The sequence below is a fragment of the Streptomyces goshikiensis genome (assembly GCF_014650555.1).
GTDB lineage: Bacteria > Actinomycetota > Actinomycetes > Streptomycetales > Streptomycetaceae > Streptomyces > Streptomyces goshikiensis.
The window spans coordinates 167,415-191,215 of sequence record NZ_BMVE01000002.1 but is presented as its reverse complement, the minus strand read 5'-3'; the positions used below and the strand labels follow the sequence as shown (position 1 = coordinate 191,215).

The following is a 23,801-nucleotide window of genomic DNA, read 5'->3' as shown; positions in this document are numbered from 1 at the left end:
CCCATGGCCGATGGCCCATGGCGAAGAGCGCGCCAATGGAACCACGCACTCCGTCACGAAGGGTATGCGCTTGTGCCCGCGACCATACGTCGAGACAGTCCCTGGACTTCCGCCAGCAGCGCCGTCGGCTGCTGGTCCAGGTCCAGAGCGTGCTGGTGCAGCACGGTCCCGGAACGGCGCACTCGGTGACCGGTGTGCGGCTCGCTTCCATTCGCGTACACCAGATGTCCCTCGGGCAGCCCGAGCGCGGTGCAGTAAGCCAGCATCTGATAGAGGTCCTCGTTGGGATAGCCGTTTCGCTTGCGAGCCTTGTACTTGGCATCGGCCACTACGCCCGGCGCCCCCGACGCCGTGTACCACACGAAGTCCGGTCGCAGACGAACGGAATCCCCTTCGTCCATGTGCAGGTTCTTCGCCTGGAGGGCGCTCCGCCCGCCGTAAGGACGCAGCGCTTCCCGCAGCGCCACGCACACGAAGTCCTCGTACACCCGGTTCATGTCGAAGATGAAGCCGTCCATCCGGAGGCCTCCTGGCAGGTGTTCGGCCGACGATCCGGCCAGAACGGCTCCGGCCAGGTGGAGAGCCTGGTGATAGCGGGCGTTGAGGCGAGTGGGGCGCCACGTCGGAATCGGCTGTCCTCGGGTGAACGGTGTGATGTCCGCCAGCCGGGTCCGCTGGTGCAGCAAGCGCGTCCGGACCGCCTCGGGCACTCCCGGAAGGCGCAGGAGGCGATCGCCGGCGGCCCGCAGGATCCGGTTCTCAGCGATGTCGGTGGTGAACTCGTCGTATGTCACCTCCACCGGCAAAGGCATGCCGAATCGGCGCCTGATCTGCTCAGCCTCCCGAACCCGGCCCCGCACGACGAGTGACGACTCCTCGATGGTCCGGTATCCCTGGAGCAGCCCACGCCGGAGAGCCCGGTCCGTCTGACGTTCGACGGCATGGGCGAGAGCGGGAAGAAGCTCGTCGCGCTCCGCGAGATCGACGGTGCCGTCCCGCCACCCGTGCGGGTCACTGCTGTAGCCGAGCAGGAAGAACAGGCGGGCGACCGGAACCTTGGGAGCGATGCGCAGCGTGACCGTCCCGGCATCCGGGACGGCAAGCGCCACGACCCCGACCTTGCTCCCGGCACGCAGCCGCCACATCCCCGGCTCGTACGGATCGGGGGCGGCCTCGTCGAGAATCCTAGTGGCCGCCAGTGCGCGACCCACCTTTTCCGCCAAGGCGAACACCTGCGCAGGGGCGTGCTCGACGAGTGAGATGACCGACGTCACTCCGCGTCGGACCTCTCGCTGGTCTCCTCTTGCCCCGTCCGCCTGGCCACCGCCCGGCGCAGCGCCATCAGCCCGTAGCGGCTCTCGATGTCCACGCCCTCGCCGTAATGGTGCTCCTCCAGCAGCGGAAGGATCTTGGTCCGCCAGGTCCGTTCCAGTCCTTCCTTACGGAAGACTCCCGGCTTCATCAGGTAAGAGGGTCCGATCCGGAAGTCTGCATCTTCGATGCGGGCATTCAGCTCGTCCAGCAGGTCTGCCGGCTCGAGATCCTTCGCACCGAGCCAACGACGCAACAGGCCTCTGGTCGGCTCGATGCGCGGAGAGAGCTCGACGAAGGCAAAGCGGCGCCGCATCGCCGCGTCCACAAGGGCGATCGATCGGTCTGCCGTGTTCATGGTGCCGATGATGAAGAGGTTGGGCGGGAGAGAGAAACTCTCACCTGAGTACGTCAGTTGCACCGAACGATCGCGGTACTCCAGGAGGAAGTACAGCTCACCGAAGACCTTGGCGAGGTTCGCCCGGTTGATCTCATCAATGATCAGAAAATGAGGAACATGCCGGTTTCCCTCCCGGCGGGCCACCTCGGCGAACTCCCTCAGAGGGCCTGCCGTCAAGCGGAAGGCCACCTCGCGCGTCAACCGGTCCTCGCGAGGGCGGAAGCCCTCGAAGAAGTCCTCGTACGCGTAGGAGGGGTGGAACTGGACAAGTTTCACCTGCTCCCGTCCGCCACCGAGGTGCTCGGCGATCTCCTGGGCGAGAAAGGTCTTCCCCGTGCCCGGAGGACCGTAGAAGATCAGCTGTCGTTCGTCCACGAGGAGACCTCTGATCTCCTGCAGCCAGTCCAGACCGTGCACATTGAGTTTCTTCCGCAGCCCCTCCGTGGGCTCGGGCAGCTCCACCTCGCGGCGGGCCAGAACGGCAAGGGGCTCGACGCCGGATTCGGCCCCGTCCTCCGCGGCCTCCTCCACGAGCTCCTCGTCACTGACACCCAGCCCGTCGACAAGGGCCTTGGCCGCCGTCAGGTCGACCACGTCGTGATTCAGCGACAGCCTCTGCCGAAGGTCCTCGGGCAGCCCCTCCAAAGGGAAGCCGTCCCTCCCCCACTCCACGGGACGCCGCAGGTTGCTGCTGCCGTCCGCGGCGATCCGCTGCTCGACGTTGCCCGTGATCTCGCCGACGTACAAACGCGCGTCCGAGACGGTACACACTGTGTCCCCCGGTCGCATCCGGGAGAAGAAGGCATGCAGCTCCTCTACGAGCTGCGCCTTCTCGTTGTACGTCGCCGTCGACTCGTAGTCCTCGTCGACGAAGGTACGGAGCTGCTCCTTGCTGACTCCTTGTGTCACGTCCGGCCGCAGCCTGAGGCCGCCGAGAGTCACCCGGCCCTCAACCAGCCACACACGCTGTACGAGGTCGGGGCCGGCCGGGTGGCCTCCCCTGACGAGCCACGCCCGGCTGGGTCCCGACCAGACCTGTTCGAGGAAGTCGGCGAGCGGTCGGCCATCGTCGGTCTTCCACTCAAGCCACCCGTTGCAGCTGCGGCCCATGAGAATGTCCCCGGCGGCGGAGGGCGAATTGCATTCGACGTCCTGGATCACCTCCAGCCATCCTGGCCAGGTCACGGTCTCGCGTATCGCGCCTTCCGCGATCAGCTTCTCCCGCAGCCGGTGCGAGGAGGGCGTCCTCAACGGGAAGGAAGGCACGACATCCGGACGAGCGGGAGACCCGGCGAGCACGACCATCTTCTGGCTGCCGTTGGTACCCATCTCGGAGAGCAGCCGCCCGCGCGCCGTCGGCCCACCATGCGGCAGCCTCAGCTGAAAGTCCGGGTACTCCTGGGCCATTGCTCTCCTTGTTCGGGCAGTTGCTGTCACGCGCATTTTTGATCTTGCGAAAGGCTACGTTGGCATGCTGGCGCTGTCAGCTGGACGTGCCTCCATGGCGCTCGCCCCCAGGACGTAGCTGAGGGAGCCAGAAAGCGGGACTCGGCTGCACGTGCACCTGCGCTTCGTGCGCCGGAGGGCGCAGTGCCCACGCTCGGGGACACGGCAGGTCCAGTGCCCGCCTGGCAGCGTCCAGCATGGGCTCCGGCAGATCGCGCTCCAGTACGTTGGGGACCAGCGGGTAGCCCTCCGGGGTCCATCCCGGACTCCACGTCCGGGATGCCACCTGGCAATGATCCCGCCTCGAAGATCACGCTCGTACACGCGGCGCCGTCGAGGTCATCCGCCAGCCCCAAGAGGCGATGGCCGGGTGCGAGGCGCTCCCGACCGTTGAGGGCTCCGTTGGCCGCGCTCCGGTCCCGGTTCAGATAGGGCGACGCGGTCCCCCTCCTTCACCAGGTGCCTGCCAGCGGGCTCCCACGCTTCGATCCCGTTCACGGCGAGCACACACGCGCGCACCGTCGCGACAGCTTCCTCCACGGAGACCGAGAAGAACTCCTTACGGGACACCCGACGGTCAGCGAGCTGCTGGTGGACCAGCCGCTCGACCTGCCTCCAGCGCATGGTCAGCGCGCGAAAGGAGACGTCGAACGGGAGCGGCACTCCGGTGGGTTTGGAGAGCTCGTAGGCTCGTTCCTCGGGAAGCTTTGTCGTGAATCCGATCTTCACCAAGTCCTGCATGGCCGCGTGTGCAGGACAGAGACGAAGCCGGTCTCGTGCATGGGCATGGACGCATTGTCAGGCTCGGATGATCCGCTGCGATGGCGGTACACCGTTTTCGGCCACCGAGGGAACCGAGATCTCGTGCTTTCCGACCGTGGATTGCCCTGCTCTGGGAGAGGCGTCCATGATCTACGGCGAGGACACCGTCAGAGCAAGGGGGGAACGGTGGGAATCCACACGCCCAACGACACGGACAAGCTGCGGCACACCGACGAGCTGGTCGCTGCCGTCACCATGACCGCCTCGCAGTTGGCTCAGGCAGTCGGCCGTTTCGACGGCGACAAGGCCGCCATGGTGCTGGCGGCCGTGCGTACGGCTCAGCGTGCCTTCTCAGAACTCGACGCCTGCGACGACGTCATCGACGAGGCGTCGAAGACCGGCCGCAGGATCGCCGACCGACTGAGCGGACTTCTCGCGACGGAGGCGGTGGCGGAGATCCCCGCACAGCTGGACGCGTTGGAAGCAACTTCCGCGGCAGCCCGCAACACGGCCGCGACTCGCACCCTTGTGAACCGGCTCCTCGCGCTTGAGGAACAGACCGAGCGAACGCTGCCGACCGTGCGACGACTCTCCGCCTCCGAGCTTCCGAGCCTGCCCTCTGCCTACAGGGACGACGACGGGTTCGAGGACCTGATGGCGATGGCTGCCCGTGAAGAGGAACTGGCACCGAGATTGCAGGAGGCCCACGCCGCCCGGCTCGCCGTCGTCTCCGAGCACCTGGTCCATGTCGTCCGGCAGGCGGCCGCCTCCGGTTTCGCCGATGAGACGTTCGCCACGGACTCGGTGTACGAGGCCCGCCAGGCGTACGAACTCTGGCTGCAATGCCTCGCGGAGCGCAAACGGGACCTCGGATAGCGCGGGAGCCGTCCCTGACGGTTCTTTCCCCACCGGTTACGGAGCCCCTCCCCAGGTCGATACCGTGACGGAATCGACCACGACACACCTGTCCCGGAAAGGCAGCCCGTGCACATCGCGCCCCTCAGCCCACACGACCCCACCGAGCTGGGCGGCTACGAGCTGCTCGGTCGCATCGGGCACGGCGGTATGGGGCAGGTGTACCTGGGTGAGTCCCCGGGAGGCGAGCCCGCCGCGGTGAAGGTGATCAAGCCCTCGGTCGTGGATTCCGAGACCCGGCAGCGATTCGCCCAGGAAGTGGAGATCCTCAAGACGATCTGGGGCGCCCGGATCGCGGCGCTCCTGGACGCCGACCCAGACGCCGACCGCCCGTGGCTGGCCACCGAGTACATCGAGGGCCTCGATCTGAGCCGGCAGGTGGCGAGCCACGGCCCGCTTCCCTCGCTGCTCACCGCCTCGCTCGGAGCGACCCTCGCCGAGGGGCTGGCGACCGTCCACAAGCAGGGGCTGCTGCACCGTGACCTCAAGCCCGCCAATGTGCTCCTCGGCCCCAACGGGCCAAAGATCATCGACTTCGGCCTGGCGGTCTTCGCCGAATCCAGTGTGTCCCTGACCGCACCGAACACGGTCGTCGGCACTCCCTCCTGCATGCCGCCGGAGCAGGCCAACGGCGAAAAGCCGCTGACCCCGGCCGTCGACGTGTACGCGCTCGGCGCCGTACTTCTCTTCGCCGCCGCCGGCCATCTCCCCTACCAAGCCGCGAACATCCACGTGCTCTTCCACCAGGTCACCGACCCTGGTACGCCTCCCGACCTGTCGGGGGCACCGGACGAGCTCGTCCCCCTGCTGACGCAGATGCTGGCGCACCGGGCCCAGGACCGGCCCGCCCTGGACGACGTCGTACGGCAGTGCCGTGCGCTGATCGAAGCGCAGGGGTTCAAGGTCGCCCAGGCCCGCCGCAGGCTCACGAGCCACACGGCCGCACCCGCGCAGATGCTGGACGCCCTACTCGCCCCGGCCGAGGCACCCACCGTTCCTGTCGTCCCCACCGGCTCCCCGGCCGCCGACCCCGCCACGGCGCCGCCCGCGCAGACCGATCCGGGCACCGGGACGACTCGCGTGCTGCCCTCCGACGACCTCACACCGACCCCTACGCTCATCGACCACCCCGCACAGCGATCCGCACCCCTCGGCACGGAAGACCCGGCCTCCCCCGCGCGCCCGGCCGCGGACCCGCCGACAGGCCTGCTCCCGCCCGCAGACCCTGCGCCCGCCCCCCGGGCGAAGAGCCGCGGGCGCCGCCCACGCGCCTCCGCGCAGGCCCGTATCACCGCCCAGCGCCTGCGCGAGGTCTACGCGGCCGGCGCGACCTTCTGACACGCCGGGACCCGCGATACTGGAGGACCAGCCCCATCCCGCCACGAAACACCACAGGAGGCCACGGGTGACCGTCGTCCAGACCAGCTCCGCGCAAAGCGGCGACGTGCCGCCGGAGCCGGGGCAGGAGCAGTTCCCGGCCGGCGCGCAGGTCCTCGTCCGCGACGAGGTGTGGCTGGTCAAGAGCTCGGTACGGACCAAAGCCGACGGCGCGCGTGTAGAAGTCGTCGGGGTGTCGGACTTCGTGCGCGACCAGGAGGCCGTGTTCTTCACGCGTCTGGACACCATCGAACTGATCGACCCCCGGGACACCCGGCTGATCGCGGACGACTCCCCGAACTACCGCCGTTCCCGTCTCTTCCTGGAAGCCGTCCTGCGCCGCACGGCGCTGCCCCAGTCGGAGCGCCGGCTGGCCCTCGCGGACTCGTTCCTGATGGATCCGCTGCCCTACCAGCGCCGCCCGGCCGAGCTCGCCCTCTCCGGCGCCAACCTGCGCCCTCGTCTGCTCATCGCGGATGTGGTGGGGCTGGGCAAGACCCTGGAGATCGGCCTCACCCTCGCCGAGCTGATCCGTCGCGGTCGCGGTGAGCGGATTCTCGTCGTCACCCCGCAGCACGTGCTGGAGCAGTTCCAGCACGAACTGTGGACCAGGTTCTCGATCCCCCTCGTACGGCTGGACTCGGTCGGCATCGAACGGATCCAGCGGGAGATCCCGGCAGGCCGCAACCCGTTCACCTACTTCAAGCGTGTGATCGTCTCCATCGACACCCTCAAGAACACCGACCAGTACCGCCACCACCTGGAGCAGATCCGCTGGGACGCGGTCGTCATCGACGAGTCCCACAACCTGATCAACCGCGGCTCGCTCCGCAACCAGCTCGCCCAGACCCTGGCCCCGCGCACGGACGCCCTGATCCTTGCCTCGGCGACCCCGCACAACGGCGACGCCAAGTCGTTCGCCGAGCTCATCGGCCTGCTGGACCCGGCGGCGATCCGCGACCCGGAGAACTACCGGGCCGAGGACATCGAGCACCTCTTCATCCGTCGGACGAAGGTCAGCACCGAGGTCCGCGAGCAGATGAAGGGCCAGTGGGCGGACCGCGGCCCCTCCGAGGCGGTGCACTGTGCGGCCACCCCCGCCGAGGAGAAGATCTTCGAGGAGCTCGCCGCCTCCTGGCTGCCGACCGACGGCGGCGCTTCCGTGAGCGCGGTGCCGCTCTTCCCGTACACCCTCCTGAAGTCCTTCCTGTCCTCCCACGCGGCGCTGAAGGCCACGGTCTCCGCCCGTATCAAGACTCTGGAGAAGAAGGACGACCCGCGGAGCACCGCGGCGGAACTCTCCGCCCTGCACCGCCTGGCGGAGCTGGCCGCCGACCTCACCGAGGCGGATTCGGCGAAGTTCGGCGCGCTCGTGGAGCAGTTGAAGGGCATTGGTGTCGGCCCCTCCGCCGACACCCGCGTCGTCGTCTTCTCCGAGCGCGTCCAGACCCTGGAATGGCTCTCCACCATCCTGCCCGCCGCCCTCGGTTTCCGGGGCCGTTCCGCGAGCGCCTCCACCCGTGTCATGCACGGCGGCCTCTCCGACGAACAGCAGATGGCCGTCGTGGAGGAGTTCGGGCTCGCCGGTGCTCCCGTACGCATCCTGCTGACCGGCGACGTGGCCTCCGAGGGCGTCAACCTGCACCGCCAGTGCCATCAGCTCGTGCACTACGACGTCCCCTGGTCGCTGATCCGCATCGAGCAGCGCAACGGCCGTATCGACCGCTACGGGCAGGCCCACCAGCCCCAGTTCCGCGCGCTGATCCTGACCAGCACGGTGGAAGGCGCCAAGGACGACACCCTGGTCGCGGAACGCCTCCTGGACCGCGAGGACCAGGCGCACCGCTCCCTCGGCACCGCCGAGGCCGTCACCGGCCTGTACCGCGCGGAGGCCGAGGAGAAGTCCCTCGTCCAGGACCTGCTGCGCGGCAAGACCGTGGACGAGTCCCTGGATTCCGCACGGTCCGGCGCCGAAACGGACGCGGCCGTGATGGACGACTTCCTCGCGGACTTCTTCGGCTCGGTCGGCGAGGAGCCCTCGGAAGCCGAGGCCGACACCACGGAGGACTCCTCGCAGGAGTCTGCCACCCGTTCCGCAGCGGAGATCCGAGGCGGTGGGGCAGTCACAGGCGGCGCCGTACTCCCCCGCCTCTTCGACTCGACCGCGCACTTCCTCGACGAAGCATTGCGCGAGGTGTTCCCTGACGCCCGCGAACGGCTGGACCTCGACCGCGACGAGCAGTCGGGGCTGCTGTCCTTCCGTCCGCCCACCGACCTGCTCCACCGGCTCAAGGCACTTCCCGTGGACTACCTCCGGGAACAGGGACTGCGCGAGCGCCTGCTCGTCACCTTCAACCGGCGCCTCGCCCAGCACTCCCTCCAGCGGGCCCGCGAGGCGGACTCCACGTCGAGCTGGCCGGAGATCTCGCTGCTCACCGACCTCCACCCGGTGGTCGAGTGGCTGACCGACAAGGTGCTGGTCCGGCTCGGCCGCCAGGAAGCTCCGATGATCACAGCAGGTGTCGCGGAGCCCACGTTCCTTGTCCAGGGCGTGTACTCGAACAGCCTCGGCAGGCCCACCGTCGTGAAGTGGATGGGAGTGACGAGGAGCGGAACCGTGGACGCGGACATGGTGTCCCTGCTGCGCCGCGCCGGAGTCGTCCCGACCATGGCGAACAAGCTCCGCTACCGCGACCCAGGGCCGTTGAAGGCCGCCATCCCCGAGGTGCTGACCGCGGCCGAATCCTTCATGGAGGAGCACCGCGACGCCTGGGACCTGCCGCTGCGCGAGTCGATCAGGCAGTACAAGGAGCGGCTCGGCCACTGGGAGCAGCCCACCCTCTCCGGGGAACACACCAAGAAGCGGCTAGCCGACCTCGCCGACGACCTGCTGACGACCGGGCAGGGCCCGATGCTGCGCGTCCTCGCGGTCCTGCTCCCCGACCCGGACGCGCCACCCGCCGCGCCCGCGTCCCTGCCCGCCGCGCCCGCCGCACTGTGAGAAGAGCCCTGTCATGACGTACGACTCCCTCGTCAACCGCGGCGACTACTTCTCCGCCCACTATCTCGCCGAGGTCCTGCCCAAGGACCTCAAGTCGGGCCTGCTCCAGACCTGGAAGGAACGGGAGGAAGCCGCCAAGCCCCCGGCGGACGCACCCGGGGACGCGACCACCGACGACCTGGACCCGGTCCGCGAACCGAAGGGCGTGGCGCTCCCCGTCACCCCGCGCGCGGGACTGCGGTCCCTGCGCCGTGACTACTTCCGCGCCCGGGCCTTCTTCGCCCTCCCGGAAGACGCCGACGGCTCCGCCTCCACCCCCGACACCGAGGACAACTCGGCTACGTACGGCTCGCCCGCCTGGCGAGAGCGCGTCCAGGCCCTCAACTCCGACGTCCTGCGCTCCCTCGGCTACGACGCCAAGCCGCGCGCCCTCACGGTGGAGCGAGCAGGCCAGACCTACGAGATCCAGGTCTCGCACGCCGAGAAGGGCCTAATCGCGGTCGACTGCGGCTGGGCGGCCGAACCGGACGCAGCCCTGGACCCCGACGGCCCCGGCCGGCTCCTGGAACCGGTGACCCTCGACGGCTCCCACACCCTGGCGACAGGCTCGAAGCTGGCCTCGTTCCTCTTCGCCTGCGAGGACGCCCCGCGCTACGTCCTCCTCCTCGTCGGCGGCGTCATCGTCCTGGCCGACCGCGTCGTCTGGGGTGAGGGCCGCTACCTGGCCGTCTCCCTCGACATCGCCCTCCAGCGCAACGACAGCCGGGCGGGCGGTGAACTCGACACGGTAGCGGCCCTGTTCGGAGCGGACTCACTGCGCACGCCGGAGGAAGGCGGCGAGAACCCCCTCGCCGAGCTGGTCGGCAAGTCCACGAAGCACGCTGTGGGTGTCTCCAGCGAACTGCGCGACGGCCTGCGCACGAGCGTCGAACTGATCGCCAACGAGGTGCTGGAGCGCCTGTACGAGCAGGGCGTCCGCCCGGAGGACATCGGCGAACTCCCCGACCTCGGCAAGCAACTGACCCGAGAATCCCTCCGCTACCTCTACCGCATCCTGTTCCTCCTGTACGCGGAGGCCCGCCCGGAGCTGGGCATCCTGCCGTCCGACTATCCCGAGTACCAGCTGGGATACGGCCTCGGCCGGCTCGGCGACCTCGTGGCGGAGCGGGACCTCATCGACGAGAAGTCCCGCAAGGGGTTCTACCTCTACGAGTCGCTCGACCTGCTCTTCCGCAAGGTCCAGGACGGCTACCGCTCGCGCCGCACCCACGGAGCGGCGGCCGAGGCGCTCGACGCGAAGACCAGCGAGGACCTGGGCCTGCGCTTCGAGCCCCTGCACTCGAAGCTGTTCGAGCGGGAGTCGATCCGCCTGATCGGCGCGGACACCGTCCGCGACCCGCGCCACGACGCGGACGAGGCCCTGGCCCGGGGCGAGGCGGTCCGCTACCTGGACACCCGCCTGCGCAACGCCACCCTCTACGAGGTCCTGCATAAGCTCATGCTCACGAAGGGCAAGAAGGGCGAGCGCGGCGGCTTCATCTCGTACGCGCAGCTGGGCATCAACCAGTTGGGCGCGGTGTACGAGGGCCTGATGTCCTACAGCGGCTTCATCGCCGGCGAAGAGCTGTACGAGGTCGCCAAGGCCGGAGACCCGAAGGACGGCTCCTGGCTGGTCCCGAAGTCGAAGACTCCCGAGTACGAGGACGCGGTCTTCGTCAAGCGACCGGACAGGAACACCGGCGAGGAACTGCGGGTCCGGTACGCCCCGGGCTCGTTCGTGTACCGCCTCTCGGGCCGCGACCGCCAGACCTCGGCCTCGTACTACACCCCGGAGTCGCTGACGAAGGTCACCGTGCAGCTCGCGCTCCAGCACCGCCTGGACCAGGACGGCACGACCACCGAGGCGCGGGAGCTGCTCGACTGGAAGATCTGCGAACCGGCCCTCGGCTCGGGCGCGTTCCTGAACGAGGCGATCAACCAGGTCGCGGCGGAGTACCTGCGCCGCAGGCAGCAGGAATTGAATCGATACATCGACACGGAGCAGTACGCGGTCGAGTTCCAGAAGGCCAAGGCGTACATCGCCCTGCACAACTCGTACGGCGTGGACCTCAACGAGACCGCGGTGGAGCTCGCCGAGGTCTCCCTGTGGCTCAACACCATGCACCCGGGCATGGAAGCCCCCTGGTTCGGCCTGCACCTCCGCCGCGGCAACTCCCTGATCGGCGGCCGGCGTGAGGTGTACGGGCCCGAGCGCCTGGCGAAGGGCGGCTGGCTGGGCGCCACACCGGAGCGCTACCCGCTGACAGATGCGCAGTCGGGCATCCCGCTTCCGGAAGGCTCCGTCCACCACTTCCTCCTCCCGGCGAAGGAGTGGGGCGCGGTCGCCGCCGAGAAGGAGGCGAAGGCCCTGGCGCCAGAGCAGGCGAAGGCTCTGGCTGCCTGGCGCAAGGCGATCACGAAGTCCCCGAACCCGAAGCAAACCGCCCGCCTCCAGGGCCTGGCCCGACGGGCCGAGTACCTGTGGGACTTGGTCGTGCAGCGGCTGACGATCTCCGAGCGGGAGATCTCGCGGCGCGTCGACGTGTGGGAGACGGAGGAGGAATGGCTCCGCTCCCCGAAGGAAGCAGTGCCCAGAGAAAAGGTGCTTGCGGACCTACATGCAGTGGACACCCCGTACTGGCGACTGAAGAAGGTCATGGACGCGTGGTGCGCACTGTGGTTCTGGCCAGTACAGGAGACGCGGCTCCTTAACGGGTCGGACGGACGGTACGCACAGGCGGAGGACGTCGCCGATCCAGGTCCCGAGGCCACCGACGCAAGCGAGGTGATCCGTAGGTACGAGGAGCTCGACCTCCTCGGAAACGTCACGATCAAGGAGGTCAAGCGCGGCGACATCAACAAGCGCCGGAAGGGCACCCGCAAGGCTGAGCAAGCATTCGCTGAGCAACGCCGCGATGTCATCCCGCTAGCGGACCTCTACGACTGGCTGGACTTCGCGGAGGCACTGCTCGGCACACACGACGTCCCGACGGAGTCACTGGTCTCGTCCTTCGACTCACTTGACGCACTGGAGCAATACGAGGACGAACTGCCTGACTGGATGGGCATGGACCGCTCGTACTGGTTGGAAAACCGGTTCCCGTGGGTGGCCGTTGCTAGTGACGTGGCAGGTCGGCAGGGCTTCTTCCATTGGGAGCTGGAATTCGCCCAGGTCTTCGGGGAGCAGGGTGGGTTCGACCTTCAGGTGGGAAATCCGCCCTGGGTAAAGCCCCAATGGCATGAGGGCCAAGTCCTAGCAGAGCTAGAACCCTGGTTCATGCTGGTTGAGAAGCCGAGCGCAGTCGAGTGGCGACTCCGCAGACAGGAACCACTCGAGTCGAATACCAGCAACCTCAGCTATTTCCTAGGCGAGTTGGCAGTGAACACCGGGGTCGTTGCCACCCTAAGCAGCCCGGCCGTCTACCCACTCCTAGTGGGGACAAAGGGTGATCTCTACCGAGGCTTCATGGCACAGGTATGGCAGCATCTGGCACCACACGGCAGCGCAGGAATGATCCACCCCGACACACATTTTGGCGGTGTACACGAGGGCGCCATCAGAGCGTCCGCATATCGACATCTCAGGGTGCACGGACACTTCGTTAACTCAGCAAATTGGGCGTTCGAAGACCTCTCCCGTTCTCAAGAATTCGCCCTACACATCTACGGCACGTCACGAGATCCCGATTTTCTGCACGTCAGCCAGCTCCGCGGTGCAGATGTACTCACCGGATCGATGATGCACGATGGGCACGGCCCAACGCCAGGGATCAAACACAACGGCGCCTGGGACACCAGGCCGCACCGCGAGCGGGTAGTGCACGTAGACGCGGCCTTGCTGACCAGTTGGCACACCCTGACGAGTGCCGCCGGGGGTGCTACTCAGACCCCTTTGCTATATCCGGTGCTTATCAGCGAGCAGGGCGCGATTGAGGCGCTTGCTTCCCACCGCAACAGCCTTGACCATTACTGCCCGTTGATTACGACCGGATACGACGAAGCAAGCTCCAAGAAAGACGGCCTTATCAGCTGGGGAAACCATGCCGTCTCTGAACTCACAGATGTCATCCTGCAAGGTCCACACTTCTCATGCGCGAACCCCTTCTCAAAGCAGCCACTTATCCCCTGCCGGAACCAGCGGCATTGGGAGTCACTCTCGCCTATGGAGCTGTCAGAGAGTCACGTCCCAGTCACGAACTACGTGAGGCGCACCGACCCAGGGACGTACCTGACAGCTCAGGACTCCTGGCTGGGTAGCCCATCTACTTCTTTTTTCCGGCTCGTCTGGCGGCGGATGATCCCCTTCAACACCAGCCGTAGCCTGCAGGCTGCCCTAATGCCTCCTGGTCCTGCCCATGTCCACACAGTGCAATCCATGGCGTTTGCAAGCAGTCGACTAACCGCGCTCAATGCGGGATTCTGGGCGGCGCTCCCGCTGGACTACTTGCTGCGGATCACAGCCCGCCCCGACCTCCAGACCAGCGAAGCCCGCAAGATGCCAGCCCCAGACCCAGAGCATCCGCTCGCCTCCGCCCTGCTCCTCCGCACCCTCCGCTTGAACGCACTCACCGTCCACTACTCCCCTCTCTGGACGGAACTATTCGACCCACAATGGGCGGGATACGAAGATTGGGCCAACCCTCATTGGCCCAATCTGCAACCCCTCACCGCGAATCTCACGCCGACCTGGGAACCCACGACCTCTCTTCGTACAGAACATGAACGGCGAGCTGCCCTTGTAGAGCTCGACGCGCTGGTCGCAGTTTGGCTTGGCATCACTTCGGACCAGCTTGTGGCAATTTTCAGGTCTCGCTTCCCTCAGCTTTACGACTACGAGTCTGCGACCTACTTCGACGTCAACGGCCGCAAGGTCGCAGCCGACTTCAATACATTCGGCCACGGCCAGATCAAGCAGGACTACCTCGACCTACTCGCCCACCTAGAGGACCCCGCCAACGTCCTCCCCCCCGCTGGCTACACCGCGCCCTTCTACAAGGCCGACCGAGAGGCCGAGATGCGGGCGGCGCATGCACATTTCCAAGCGCGGCTGGACGCGGAGATCGCTGGTGGCCGTTGGGTGCCTCCGTCTCTCAAATCGGCAGAGGCATGAGCTGGGAGCGAGAGTCGGCCTAGCTACTAGAGCGGGGCTGCCTCGGACCCTGACGAGTCCGAGGCAGCCCCTTGACCGCTTTGAGCGTGTCTACCGGGTCGCGAAGCCCACGAATGCGGTCCACGCGAATGCTCCGAGCGTGATGCCCGGACGGTTCGCGTCCTTGGAGTCGCGCACGTGGATGGCCTGGGGGCATGCGGCCACCTCAAGGCACTCACCCCCGGAACCAGTGCTGTGGCTCGACTTCCGCCACTCCACGGCAACCTCGACGCAATCCCCGCCGTCTCCGGCGCTGTAGCTGCTCTTGAACCAGGCAAGTACGTCGGTCTCATGCCTCGACTGCTTCACGATCATGACTCTCCCAGCAACTTCTCGATCAGTGCCTGCGACTCCCGCGGGGTGAGAGCCTGAGCCCGCAGGGTGCCATAGGTGGCTTCCAGCTCACGGACCCTGCCCCGCTCGGTGTGCAAACGGCTGTCGCTCTGCACCTCCGTGTAGGCAATCCTCCGACCATCCTTCATCTCCATCAAGGTGAAGGGGCCGGCAAGTCCCGCGTGCTCTTCGCGATCTAGCGGCATCACCTGAACACCCACGTGGCGTGCCTGGCCGATCAGCAGGATCTGTTCCAGCTGACCTCTCCAGACCGACGTGCCGCCGAGGCGCTTGCGAAGCGCCGCCTCTTCGATGACGAAGCTCAGGTGCGGGTGCGGACGCCTGGTGAAGATCTCTTGCCGGGCCAAACGAGCTGCGATCCGTTGCTCGATGGTCTCGTCGTCCAGCAGGGGGCGCCACATCCGGAACACCGCACGGGCATAGTCCTCGGTCTGCATCAGCCCCTTCACCACGTGCGCGTCATAGGCATGCAGTTCGACCGCCTCCGCCTCCAGCTTCGCCGCGCCCCGGAAGAACGCCGGGAACTGTGCCCGCGCGACCTCCTCCTTCATCTCCATCAGGACGCCGCCCGCGTCCAGCACCTCGTCCGCCTGGTCGATGGCCTCCGGGGGCGGGACCCGCCGACCCTGCTCGTACGCGGCGATCGTCGAGACCGAGTAGCCCAACCGGGCGCCGAACTAAGGGCGTTCCATGCCGGCCCGTAGCCGGAAGCGTTTGAGCTGGCGGCCGAAGACCCGCAGCATCCCCGAGTCAGGGTCGGGTCCCGCTTCCTCGTCGGCCGATTGCGTCGGTTCTCTCATGCCCGGCATCACCTCCACTGGCGAACGCCGCTCCGCGTCACCCGTCACGCTCCGCCCCGCCTACACGCGCAGACCTGCCGCCTACCGCTACCGCCCGTAAGCGCGCCGTCTCTGTCCACGGTAGGGGCCCGGCGGAAGCGTGTACCGCATGAACAGCGAAACTTCCCCCGCCCTGGCCTCAGACCCGGCCGAAGGTCACGAGTTGTCGATGCGCTTCACCTCCTCGCCCCGCGGCGCCCGCCTCGCCCGGCGGCTCATATCCCACCGGCTCGACACCTGGGGGCACCCGTACGCCTCCCCCGCCAACCAGACCCTGACCCTCATCACCGCCGAGCTCACCGCCAACGCCATCCGCCATGGCCACGTACCCGGGACGGACTTCCACCTCCGGCTGACCGGCTCCGCCGGCACCCTGCTCATCGAGGTCTCCGACACCCGCACCGAGCGCGTCCCCCTCCTCACCCACCACTCAACGCCCGGTGACGCCGAGTCGGGCCGCGGACTGCTCGTCGTGGCCCGGCTGGCGAACCGTTGGGCGGTGTCGCCGCGCACCGACGCACCCGGTAAGACCGTATGGGCGGAGCTATCCGTTTCACGCCATTGACCAGCGGCTTCCGGCTACCCACAGGGCTGGCGTCGGCCATCAGCGATAGGATCGTCGGTCCGTGTGTACACCGCACGGAGAATCCAGGGGGACAGAGAACGTGAGCGCCATCCACTCAGGCCCGGCCGGCTTCCGCATCTCCATCGTCGACGAGGACCCACTGCGCGCCCGGCGCGAGGTACGCGAGCTACTCGCCGAGATCGCGGACACCGATCCGCAGGCCGCGCTCGACGTCCCCCGCCCGCAGACCGCCGCCCAGGGCACCGACAAGGGCGGCCCCGTCACCGACCTGATCGGCCTGGTGTTCGGCGGCGGTTCCATGGTCGCCGCCGGTATCCAGATCTGGCTGGCCCGCGTACCGCAGCGGACCATCATCGTCACCCGGCCTGACGGGGCCACGCTGAGCATTTCCGGCAGGCAGGCCCGCGCCGACGACGAGCAGATCCAGCGGTTCCTCGCCGGTGGCACCGAGGGCGGCGGCCACGAGGACGGACCGGGCGCGGCGTGAGTGACAACGACCGGTACGCCATGCTCATCGGCGTATCCACGTACGAAAGCGAGCGCTACCACGACCTCCCCGCCGTCCGGGCCGACCTGCACTACATGCAGGCGGTACTGGAGAGCACCGAGATCGGCATGTACAACGACTGCGCGATGGTCCCCGAGCCGACCCGCGCCGAGATGCTGCACGCTATCGAGACCTATCTGGAAGAGCGGCAGCCCAGCGAGACCGCCCTCCTCTACTTCAGCGGTCACGGGGAGTTCTGCGAAACCGACGGCCAGTTGTACTTCCTCACCCGGGACACCGACCCGGACGACCTGCCGGGCACCGCGGTGGCCGCCGAGTCCCTGGAGCGCATGCTCAAGTCCTGCCGGGCCTCCTCGAAGGTCGTCCTGCTCGACTGCTGCTCCAGCGGTTCGGTCGTGCAGGGCTGGACCTCCAAGGGCGCCGGCGACACGAACGCCCGGCCCGCACCCAGCACCCTGCTGCACCCGACGGGCGTGTACTTCATCACCGCCTCCGACGCCCTCCAGGCCGCCTCGGCGATGGCTCCGGCCGGGTCCACCCTCGGCACCTCCCGGTTCACCGGCGAGATTGTCGAGGGGCTTCGCAGCGGGCGGATCAAGGACAGCGGCTGGATCACCCCGGACGACCTCTTCGAGTACCTGACCGCGCAGATGGTGCGCAGCGGCGTACCCCAGGAGCAGCGGCCGACCAAGTCCACGATCCGGGCGATGCACTCCCTGCCCCTGGCACGGTCCGTGGCTCGCTCCATCAACCTCCCCGCTCCTCCCCGCGACGCCGCCGGCGCAGCCCAGCCCGCCGCCCTGCTGAAGGCGCGGGCGCTGGCCGAACTCGACGCCCGGGACGGGATCGACTCGCAGCAGCTATTGCGCTACTACGTGCACTGCCTGAGTGCGCAGGCGGCCTCCGGTATGCTGCCCGATCGCGACAGCGGACGCGGCAAGGCGTACTTCCTGCTCAGCCAGGGGTCCGAGAGCATCCAGTCGGGACTCGGGCCCACCCTCCCCGCCCCTCCTCAGCTGCCGAAGGCGAAGAGCGGGGGCACCCAGGCGGACGGGGTCGGGCTACAGGAGTACTGGTACGGCTATCCGGCGATCACCCTCCCCGAGCGGGGCGGAGACGGGCGGCGCCGCGCCGCCGTACGGATCGCGCCGCTGCTGATCCAGTCGATGGAGCTGGCCCCCGACGAGGAAGGCCGCGACAGGCTGCGCCCGAACGGTGTCCCTTCCCTGCACACCGGGCTGGTCACGGAACTCCTGGCGGACGACGACGCCGCCGACCTCCTAGCCCGCTGGCAGCCGACCTAGCAGGAGGGCAACGGCACGCAGATGGTGCGGGCCGTACGGGAACTCCTGACGGAGCTCGGCATTCCCGAACTGGAGCCCCTCGACCTGTCCGCGCTCAGCGACCGCTCCGTGATGGACTCGCTGCGGCCGGGAGCCCACAACGCCGCCGTCCTCCTCGCGCCCTCGGGGCTGGAGCGGGTCGCGAGCGAGGGCCTCGTGGACAACCTGCTCCAGATGTCCGCCCGCACCGGCCAGATCCCCGGCACCGCGCTGGCGGCGCTCCTGACCGGCGGAACGGACCAGGGCGACGAGGACCCGGTCGGCGAAGCGCCGTTCGTCGTCGCCCCGGGGCCGTGCAACGAGAGCCAGGAGCTGGTGATCCGGTCGGCGATGACCCGGCCGCTGACCGTGGCCACCGGTCCGCCCGGTACCGGCAAGAGCGAGGTCGTGACCGCCGTGGTCACGACCGCCGTCGCCGCCGGCCAGACCGTGCTCGTGGCGTCCACGAACAACAAGGCCGTCAACGTGGTGGCCGAGCGCTGCGACGAGATCTCTCCCGGTCTGCTCATGCGCACGGGAAGTGTGCCCGCTCGGGTCCGCGAGGCAGCGAAGCTGGAGGCGCTGCTCGCCCAGCCCGTCCAAGCCCCGGGCCGTAGTGCGGCGACCGTCGCCGGTGACCTGCGCAACCGGCACGCGCGGTCGGCCGCGCACCGTTCGGAGGCGGCGCGGCTGGTGGATGACGAGATGCGCCTGCTGGAGCTGCTCCGGGAGCGGGCCCGTCAGGCGGAGGCGCTCGAACTGCCGGTGGAGCTGCTGGAGGCAGCGTGGGCGGACGGCGAGGCAGACTCGCTCTCCCGCTGGGAGGAGCGGGCCCGGAAGGCGGCCGGCGCCGGATGGTTCGCCCTCGGCCGGTGGCGCAGAGGGCGGGCCCTGTCCGCGTTGGTCGCCGCAGCCGGTGCGGCTCCGGCCGCCCCGTGGCCGTCCTGGGCCGCGACTCGGCCGGCTCCGCCCGAGCTCCTCATCGCGCTCGCCGAGGCCGTGCGTGTGGAAGGCGCGCTGCGCACACTCGTACCCGTACTCCTCGGCCAGGACGAGGACGAGCTGAAGCGGGTACGGCTGGAGAGCGCCGCCGGACTGTCGGAGGCGTCGGGTGAGCTCGCCCGCGCCCTGGCGGCCGAGGCCATGATCCGAGGCAACGCGCTCATGGGTCAGCGGCTCCAGGCGCTGCGCCGGAATTCGGGGTTCCAGAAGAGCCAGCGCAACCTCATGGCGCACCTCAAGGGGTGGGCCATCAGTACGCACTCGGTACGCCAGCTGGAGCTCGCCCCCAAGCTCTTCGACCTGGTGGTGATCGACGAGGCGAGCCAGTGCTCGATCCCCGCGGTCCTGCCCCTGCTGTTCCGGGCCAAGCGGGCGCTGATCATCGGCGACCCCATGCAGCTCGGCCACATTCCCGGCATCACCGCAGAGCAGGAACGGCAGGCACGGGTGCGGACCGGGCTGAGCGCGGCGCAGCTGGAGGACCACCGGCTCGCCTACCACGTGTACGCCTCTTACCACGCGGCCGCGCAGCACGGAGAGGCGGCCCTGCTGCTCGACGAGCACTACCGCTGCCATCCGGCGATCGCGGACATCGTCAACGGCTACTGCTACGCAGGTCAGTTGCAGGTCCTGACCGATGTCCGCAGGCAGGTGCCGGCCGCGGATCCGTTCGGTACGGCGGATCCGGTGCCGGTACTGGGCTGGGTGGACGTGGCGCACGGCGAGTCCGCGCGGGGCAGCGGTGACCGGTCCTGGCGCAACGCCGCGGAGGCGCAGGCGGTACGGGGGACGGTGGACGAGCTGCTGCTGCGGCTGCCCGAGGACGCGACCGTCGGGGTGGTGACACCCTTCCGGGCGCAGAAGGAGGCCCTCGCCCGCTTCTGGGCGGACGACGAACGGGTTCGGGTCGGCACGGTGCACGCCTTCCAGGGAGGGCAGCGCGACGTCATGGTCCTGAGCCCGGTGGCCACGGGCAACACCCCGCCGCGCACGACGCACTGGGTGGCGAGCCAGGTCAACCTGTGGAACGTCGCTGTCACCCGGGCGAAGTCGCAGCTCATCACGGTGGGCAGCCACGCCTTCTGGCAGGAGCAGGCGGGACTCCCCGCGCTGCTCGCGGAGCGGTCGGCAGTGTTGCGCGGCGGGGCCTACGCGGGCCAGGACCCGGTCGGCCTCGGAGCTGCGACGGCCTCGGGATTCCGCGAGGAGCTGGCCGACCGGCTCCAGGACTACCTGGGGACCATCGGGATCACCGATCTGGAACGCGCGGCGGTGGTCGGCGGACATACCGTGGACCTGCTGTTCACCGTGGACGGGGCCAACACCGCGGTACTGATCGATGCCGGCCCGCGGGCCGGCCAGGATCGGGCACGGCACCTGCGGCTGACGCACGCCCGCGCCGACCTGCTGACGGGGCTCCCCTCCGGTGGCGGTGGTGCGAAGACCGGGCCGGTGGCACGGACGGTCCGGGTGCCTGCGTGGCGGATCCTGGCGGGTGAGGCCGTGCTGGCACCGCTGTTCAGCTGAGCGGACCGGTCGGTGGTATGGATCCGGGCTGGGGACGCAGGCTGCGCACGACGTAGGTCATGTGCTGGATGTTGCCGACGCGGAGCCAGTCCGAAGCGTTCCCCGTACCAGTCGGGCCGTGGCCGTGCGCGCAGTCCCGTAGCCAGCTCTCGCCCGCGCTGGCGGCCGGACCCCGGAAGTCCGGCAGTTCCAGGAACTGCCGGGCAGCCGCCCGGTTGACGGCGATCCGGTCCTCGCCGCGCCCCAGCACCTTGCCGAGGACGAACGACTCGGCGGTGGTGTAGCGCAGGACGCCCCAAGCCGGACCTCCCTTGCCGGACGCCGGCTCGCGGCCGATGGCCCGGGCGGGCTGGATGCCGTAGTCGCCGTAGCTGAGCAACGGTGTGTGGCTCCGACTGCTCTCGGCCAGCTCCTGCCAGGTGTGCCAGTCCGTGCGTGGCTCCGCGTGCAGCCCCTGCTCCAGCATCTGAGCGGTCACTTCGGGGAACCCGCCGCCCAAGACCGCGGACGTCCGCCAGGGTGTCAGGGGAATCAGCGCGTCGAGCGCACGCAGCGCCTCCTTCCCTGCATCAGGACGGTCACCGCGTACGGCACCCAGATCGAGCAGGAGATCCGCCTCGTCGGCCGGGTCCAGGCGCGCGAGAAGTTCCCGAACGGGTTGGGTGCGGCCTTCGTCCCACTCGCCCGGCAGGGCGACACGTATCCCGACTCCGCTCGCGCTGCGGCGTGCGACCTCCAAGGCCACGGCTTGCTGATGCTCGGGCCGGCCCGGGCCGGTGACCGGCCGCAGCACACTCGTTTTCCCCAGATCCCGCAACACCGGGGCGAACAGCCTCAGCTGGGTCTCATCGGCGAACGGGAGGTCGATCCAGGCCGGATGATGGCGCTGTGCTTTGCTGACGTCACGGGCTTCCCGCCGCATGAAGGCGGCGAGCACGTCGGATGCAGTCCCATGACGCGGCGGAAGGTTCCAGAGCGGGATTACGTCGCTCTGAACGGCAGGGCTTAGATTCCGGTAAGCCGCTGTGGCATGGCGTCTCGCCGACAGGACGGGAACATACAGCGGTCCGGACATGGCGGCTCCCCCTTGGCTCAGCCCGTGCCCTTATCCCTCTCCTTCAGGGTCCGTCACCTCGCCATTCGACGGAATGACGCCTTTTCGGCCCACGTGGCTGGAACCCTCAAGCATCTGGAAGCACCGTGACGCGAGAGGTACGCTTCGTATTGCTCGGCAGTCGAAACCTCAGCGTGATGGGCACGCGTGACAGCGCGTCTGCCGTCCCTGACCCCTGTCGACCCGGCCGAGCGGTGCCCGGCTGCTCCCTGATTGGGCACGACGCGTGAACCACCGGATACTCGGACTGACGGTCCGGAACTTCCGCACCCTGACGGACACGAAGCTGCCCTTGGGGCCGCTGAACGTCATGGTGGGACCCAATGCTGCGGGCAAGTCGAACGTCCTGCATGCCCTGGAGTTCCTCGGCGACGTAGCACGACAGGGAATCGAGCCGGCACTCGACAACCGAGGCGGTTTCGATGTCCTGGCCTTCCGCGGGGGCCGCCGACCAGTGTCGCGCATCTCCGTAGGTGTCGAGGGGATCTGGTCGGACTTCGCTTCGGCGGAAAGGCCCGACCAGTACGAACTGAGCGTCTCTCGCCCTCGGCTTCCGGAGGCGTCTCGTGCCCGCCACAGAATGTACCGACGGGAGAGGTTCACACAACATCCCGTGGAAGAGGGGACCACGGTCGACCTGGCAAGTGGCTCGCTGACGGTCCACGGCCCGCTAGAGGCCGTAAGCCGCTCCCCGTACAAAGTCGGACGAATGACCTCTGCTCTGCAACTCGATCAGGTGTCGGCACGACCCAGCGACAGTGCATCCGTCGGAGCGATCGGCGACTTGAGTCACCATCTTGCCCGAATTCGAGTGTTCGACCCCGACGTGCGGGCCGCCCGGAAGCCCTGGGGTATCAGTGAGTCCGGTGATTACCTGAACAGCGATGCGTCCAACCTCGCCGACTTCCTGCGGAAGCTCAAGGAGGACGAGGACGCTTGGGAATTGCTCCTGGAAGACGTCCAAAAGGTGGTACCGCAGATCCGGGACATCCACCTCGTCACGCCCCCTGACGCCGTATCCCACCGAACTGCGGTGGAGCTGGAAGAGAACGGGCTACGCGGCCGCACCCGCCTCGCAGATGCCTCCTGGGGCACTGTACGCATCCTGTGCATGCTCGCGCTCTTCCACGACCCAAACCCTCCGCTCCTCACGTGCATCGAAGAGATCGACCATGGAATCCATCCGCACGCGCTCAGCCTGATGGCCGAGCGGCTCCGCGAGGCCAGCGAGCGAAGCCAGTATTTGGTCACCACGCACTCGCCGATCTTTGTCAATGAACTGGAGCCCGAAGAGTTCGTCCCCTGCGGACGCCGCCCGAGCGGTGCTTCCGTCATCCCCGCCCGCAAACTCAGGGACATTCGAGGAGTGATCAAGGCTTCGGAGTACGAGCCGATGGGGAACCTTTGGTACTCAGGATCCTTGGGGGGCATCCTGTGAGCCGTGCTCGGGGAAAGGCTTCATCGGTCATCATCGTCGCCGGTGAGAGCGACAACGACCGCGAGGCCCTCCGCCATCTGATACGCGCCCTGCACCCTGCCCCATGCCCAAAAGTCGAAATGATCAAAGATAAGATCAAACTCGCGGCAGCTATCGATCAGCTCAGTCCTCGCGTAGAAACCATCCGCAAGAACGCTCTGGCCAGAGCCAAGGACTGTGGGGCTGAACTGGCTGGAGTCGTCATTCACGCAGACCTGGATCAGGTGGCTGACGAGACCTACGATCGTGTACGGGAAAGAGTGACTCTCCAGCTGCGAAAGGGGCTTCCGTGTAAGTCCGCCCTGGCTCTGGCCGCAGTGGAGATGGAGGCGTGGCTGATGCAGTTCCCCGACGCCTTCCCGAAGGTGCGAAGTGGCTGGACGATGCGCCCCGAGGACTGTGGCAAGGACCTGGCGTACCTGCCGAATCCCAAGGAACACCTCCAGAGGCACCTTGGAAAACCTCTGTACCGCACATCCGATTCACCGCTGATCATGGCAGCAGCTGTTCAGCATGGCCACGTCAGTGCGCGCCCGAGCGGCAACAACCGCTCCTTCCGGGACTTTGCCGACGAGCTGGCGAGCTGGAGCAAGTAGGTCTCCTCTGCAACGCCCGGCCGCCGGGGCGGCCGAGCTTGAAGCCTGGACTTCCTTATACGGTGGCACTGATCAT

15 protein-coding genes and 1 pseudogene are annotated in these 23,801 nt (G+C 68.1%); 10 read left to right on the top strand and 6 right to left on the bottom strand.

Annotation, left to right across the window (positions count from 1 at the left end; translation table 11 throughout):
- Positions 1–53: 53 nt before the first annotated feature.
- The 3 genes from IE248_RS06240 to IE248_RS06230 form a co-directional block, all read right to left on the bottom strand.
- Positions 54–1,274, bottom strand: a complete 1,221-nt coding sequence (locus IE248_RS06240) for an McrC family protein (protein WP_190030135.1) — start codon at positions 1,272–1,274, stop codon at positions 54–56.
- Positions 1,271–3,118 (bottom strand): DUF4357 domain-containing protein, encoded by a 1,848-nt coding sequence (locus tag IE248_RS06235; RefSeq protein WP_190030134.1) that lies wholly within the window; start codon positions 3,116–3,118, stop codon positions 1,271–1,273. The genes IE248_RS06240 and IE248_RS06235 overlap by 4 nt, the downstream gene beginning before the upstream one ends.
- A 378-nt stretch (positions 3,119–3,496) precedes the next feature.
- The gene (locus IE248_RS06230; protein ID WP_190030133.1) at positions 3,497–3,898 is read right to left on the bottom strand and encodes a GIY-YIG nuclease family protein; all 402 of its coding nucleotides are present in this window, start codon (positions 3,896–3,898) and stop codon (positions 3,497–3,499) included.
- Between the two features lie 207 nt (positions 3,899–4,105).
- Here IE248_RS06230 and IE248_RS06225 point away from each other — a divergent pair, with 207 nt between their 5' ends.
- The 4 genes from IE248_RS06225 to IE248_RS06210 all read left to right on the top strand — a co-directional run bounded on the left by IE248_RS06225 (position 4,106) and on the right by IE248_RS06210 (position 14,361).
- Positions 4,106–4,795, top strand: coding sequence for a hypothetical protein (locus IE248_RS06225; RefSeq protein WP_190030132.1), 690 nt, complete (start codon positions 4,106–4,108; stop codon positions 4,793–4,795).
- Between the two features lie 108 nt (positions 4,796–4,903).
- Positions 4,904–6,172: a serine/threonine-protein kinase gene (locus IE248_RS06220; RefSeq protein ID WP_190030131.1), complete on the top strand. Its 1,269-nt coding sequence runs from the start codon at positions 4,904–4,906 to the stop codon at positions 6,170–6,172.
- A 67-nt stretch (positions 6,173–6,239) separates the two neighbouring features.
- The gene (locus IE248_RS06215; RefSeq protein WP_190030130.1) at positions 6,240–9,212 is read left to right on the top strand and encodes a DEAD/DEAH box helicase; all 2,973 of its coding nucleotides are present in this window, start codon (positions 6,240–6,242) and stop codon (positions 9,210–9,212) included.
- 13 nt (positions 9,213–9,225) lie between these two features.
- A complete protein-coding gene (locus tag IE248_RS06210) occupies positions 9,226–14,361 on the top strand; it encodes a class I SAM-dependent DNA methyltransferase (protein ID WP_190030129.1) in 5,136 nt (1,711 codons plus the stop codon).
- A gap of 90 nt (positions 14,362–14,451) precedes the next feature.
- On the opposite strand, the gene IE248_RS06205 is transcribed toward IE248_RS06210, so the two are convergent.
- The gene (locus IE248_RS06205; RefSeq protein WP_190030128.1) at positions 14,452–14,715 is read right to left on the bottom strand and encodes a DUF397 domain-containing protein; all 264 of its coding nucleotides are present in this window, start codon (positions 14,713–14,715) and stop codon (positions 14,452–14,454) included.
- Positions 14,712–15,554 (bottom strand): annotated as a pseudogene (locus IE248_RS06200) (helix-turn-helix domain-containing protein). The gene IE248_RS06205 and the pseudogene IE248_RS06200 overlap by 4 nt, the downstream one beginning before the upstream one ends.
- A gap of 148 nt (positions 15,555–15,702) precedes the next feature.
- Between IE248_RS06200 and IE248_RS06195 the strand changes: the two are divergent.
- The 4 genes from IE248_RS06195 to IE248_RS06185 all read left to right on the top strand — a co-directional run bounded on the left by IE248_RS06195 (position 15,703) and on the right by IE248_RS06185 (position 20,538).
- The gene (locus tag IE248_RS06195; RefSeq protein WP_229895151.1) at positions 15,703–16,158 is read left to right on the top strand and encodes an ATP-binding protein; all 456 of its coding nucleotides are present in this window, start codon (positions 15,703–15,705) and stop codon (positions 16,156–16,158) included.
- A gap of 100 nt (positions 16,159–16,258) precedes the next feature.
- On the top strand, positions 16,259–16,666 hold the full coding sequence (locus tag IE248_RS06190) for an effector-associated constant component EACC1 (RefSeq protein WP_229895150.1): 408 nt from the start codon (positions 16,259–16,261) through the stop codon (positions 16,664–16,666).
- Entirely contained in the window at positions 16,663–17,991 is a 1,329-nt protein-coding gene (locus tag IE248_RS37180) for a caspase family protein (RefSeq protein WP_229895149.1), read from the top strand. The genes IE248_RS06190 and IE248_RS37180 overlap by 4 nt, the downstream gene beginning before the upstream one ends.
- A 21-nt stretch (positions 17,992–18,012) precedes the next feature.
- Positions 18,013–20,538 (top strand): DEAD/DEAH box helicase, encoded by a 2,526-nt coding sequence (locus IE248_RS06185; RefSeq protein WP_229895148.1) that lies wholly within the window; start codon positions 18,013–18,015, stop codon positions 20,536–20,538.
- On the opposite strand, the gene IE248_RS06180 is transcribed toward IE248_RS06185, so the two are convergent.
- Positions 20,531–21,613, bottom strand: coding sequence for a beta family protein (locus IE248_RS06180; protein WP_190030127.1), 1,083 nt, complete (start codon positions 21,611–21,613; stop codon positions 20,531–20,533). The genes IE248_RS06185 and IE248_RS06180 overlap by 8 nt on opposite strands.
- A 265-nt stretch (positions 21,614–21,878) precedes the next feature.
- On the opposite strand from IE248_RS06180, the gene IE248_RS06175 reads away from it, so the two are divergent.
- Positions 21,879–23,090: an AAA family ATPase gene (locus IE248_RS06175; RefSeq protein ID WP_190030126.1), complete on the top strand. Its 1,212-nt coding sequence runs from the start codon at positions 21,879–21,881 to the stop codon at positions 23,088–23,090.
- Positions 23,087–23,725 carry a hypothetical protein gene (locus IE248_RS06170; RefSeq protein ID WP_229895147.1) on the top strand — a complete coding sequence of 213 codons (639 nt, stop codon included), beginning with the start codon at positions 23,087–23,089 and terminating at the stop codon, positions 23,723–23,725. Before IE248_RS06175 ends, IE248_RS06170 begins: the two co-directional genes overlap by 4 nt.
- Positions 23,726–23,801: the final 76 nt, after the last annotated feature.

Bases quoted from the DNA above. Each gene is read 5' to 3' on its own strand.
- IE248_RS06230 (WP_190030133.1), bottom strand. From the start codon at position 3,898: ATGCAGGACTTGGTGAAGATCGGATTCACGACAAAGCTTCCCGAGGAA.
- IE248_RS06210 (WP_190030129.1), top strand. From the start codon at position 9,226: ATGACGTACGACTCCCTCGTCAACCGCGGCGACTACTTCTCCGCCCAC.
- IE248_RS06205 (WP_190030128.1), bottom strand. From the start codon at position 14,715: ATGATCGTGAAGCAGTCGAGGCATGAGACCGACGTACTTGCCTGGTTC.
- IE248_RS06180 (WP_190030127.1), bottom strand. From the start codon at position 21,613: ATGTCCGGACCGCTGTATGTTCCCGTCCTGTCGGCGAGACGCCATGCC.
- IE248_RS06235 (WP_190030134.1), bottom strand. From the start codon at position 3,118: ATGGCCCAGGAGTACCCGGACTTTCAGCTGAGGCTGCCGCATGGTGGG.
- IE248_RS06195 (WP_229895151.1), top strand. From the start codon at position 15,703: ATGAACAGCGAAACTTCCCCCGCCCTGGCCTCAGACCCGGCCGAAGGT.
- IE248_RS06185 (WP_229895148.1), top strand. From the start codon at position 18,013: ATGGTGCGGGCCGTACGGGAACTCCTGACGGAGCTCGGCATTCCCGAA.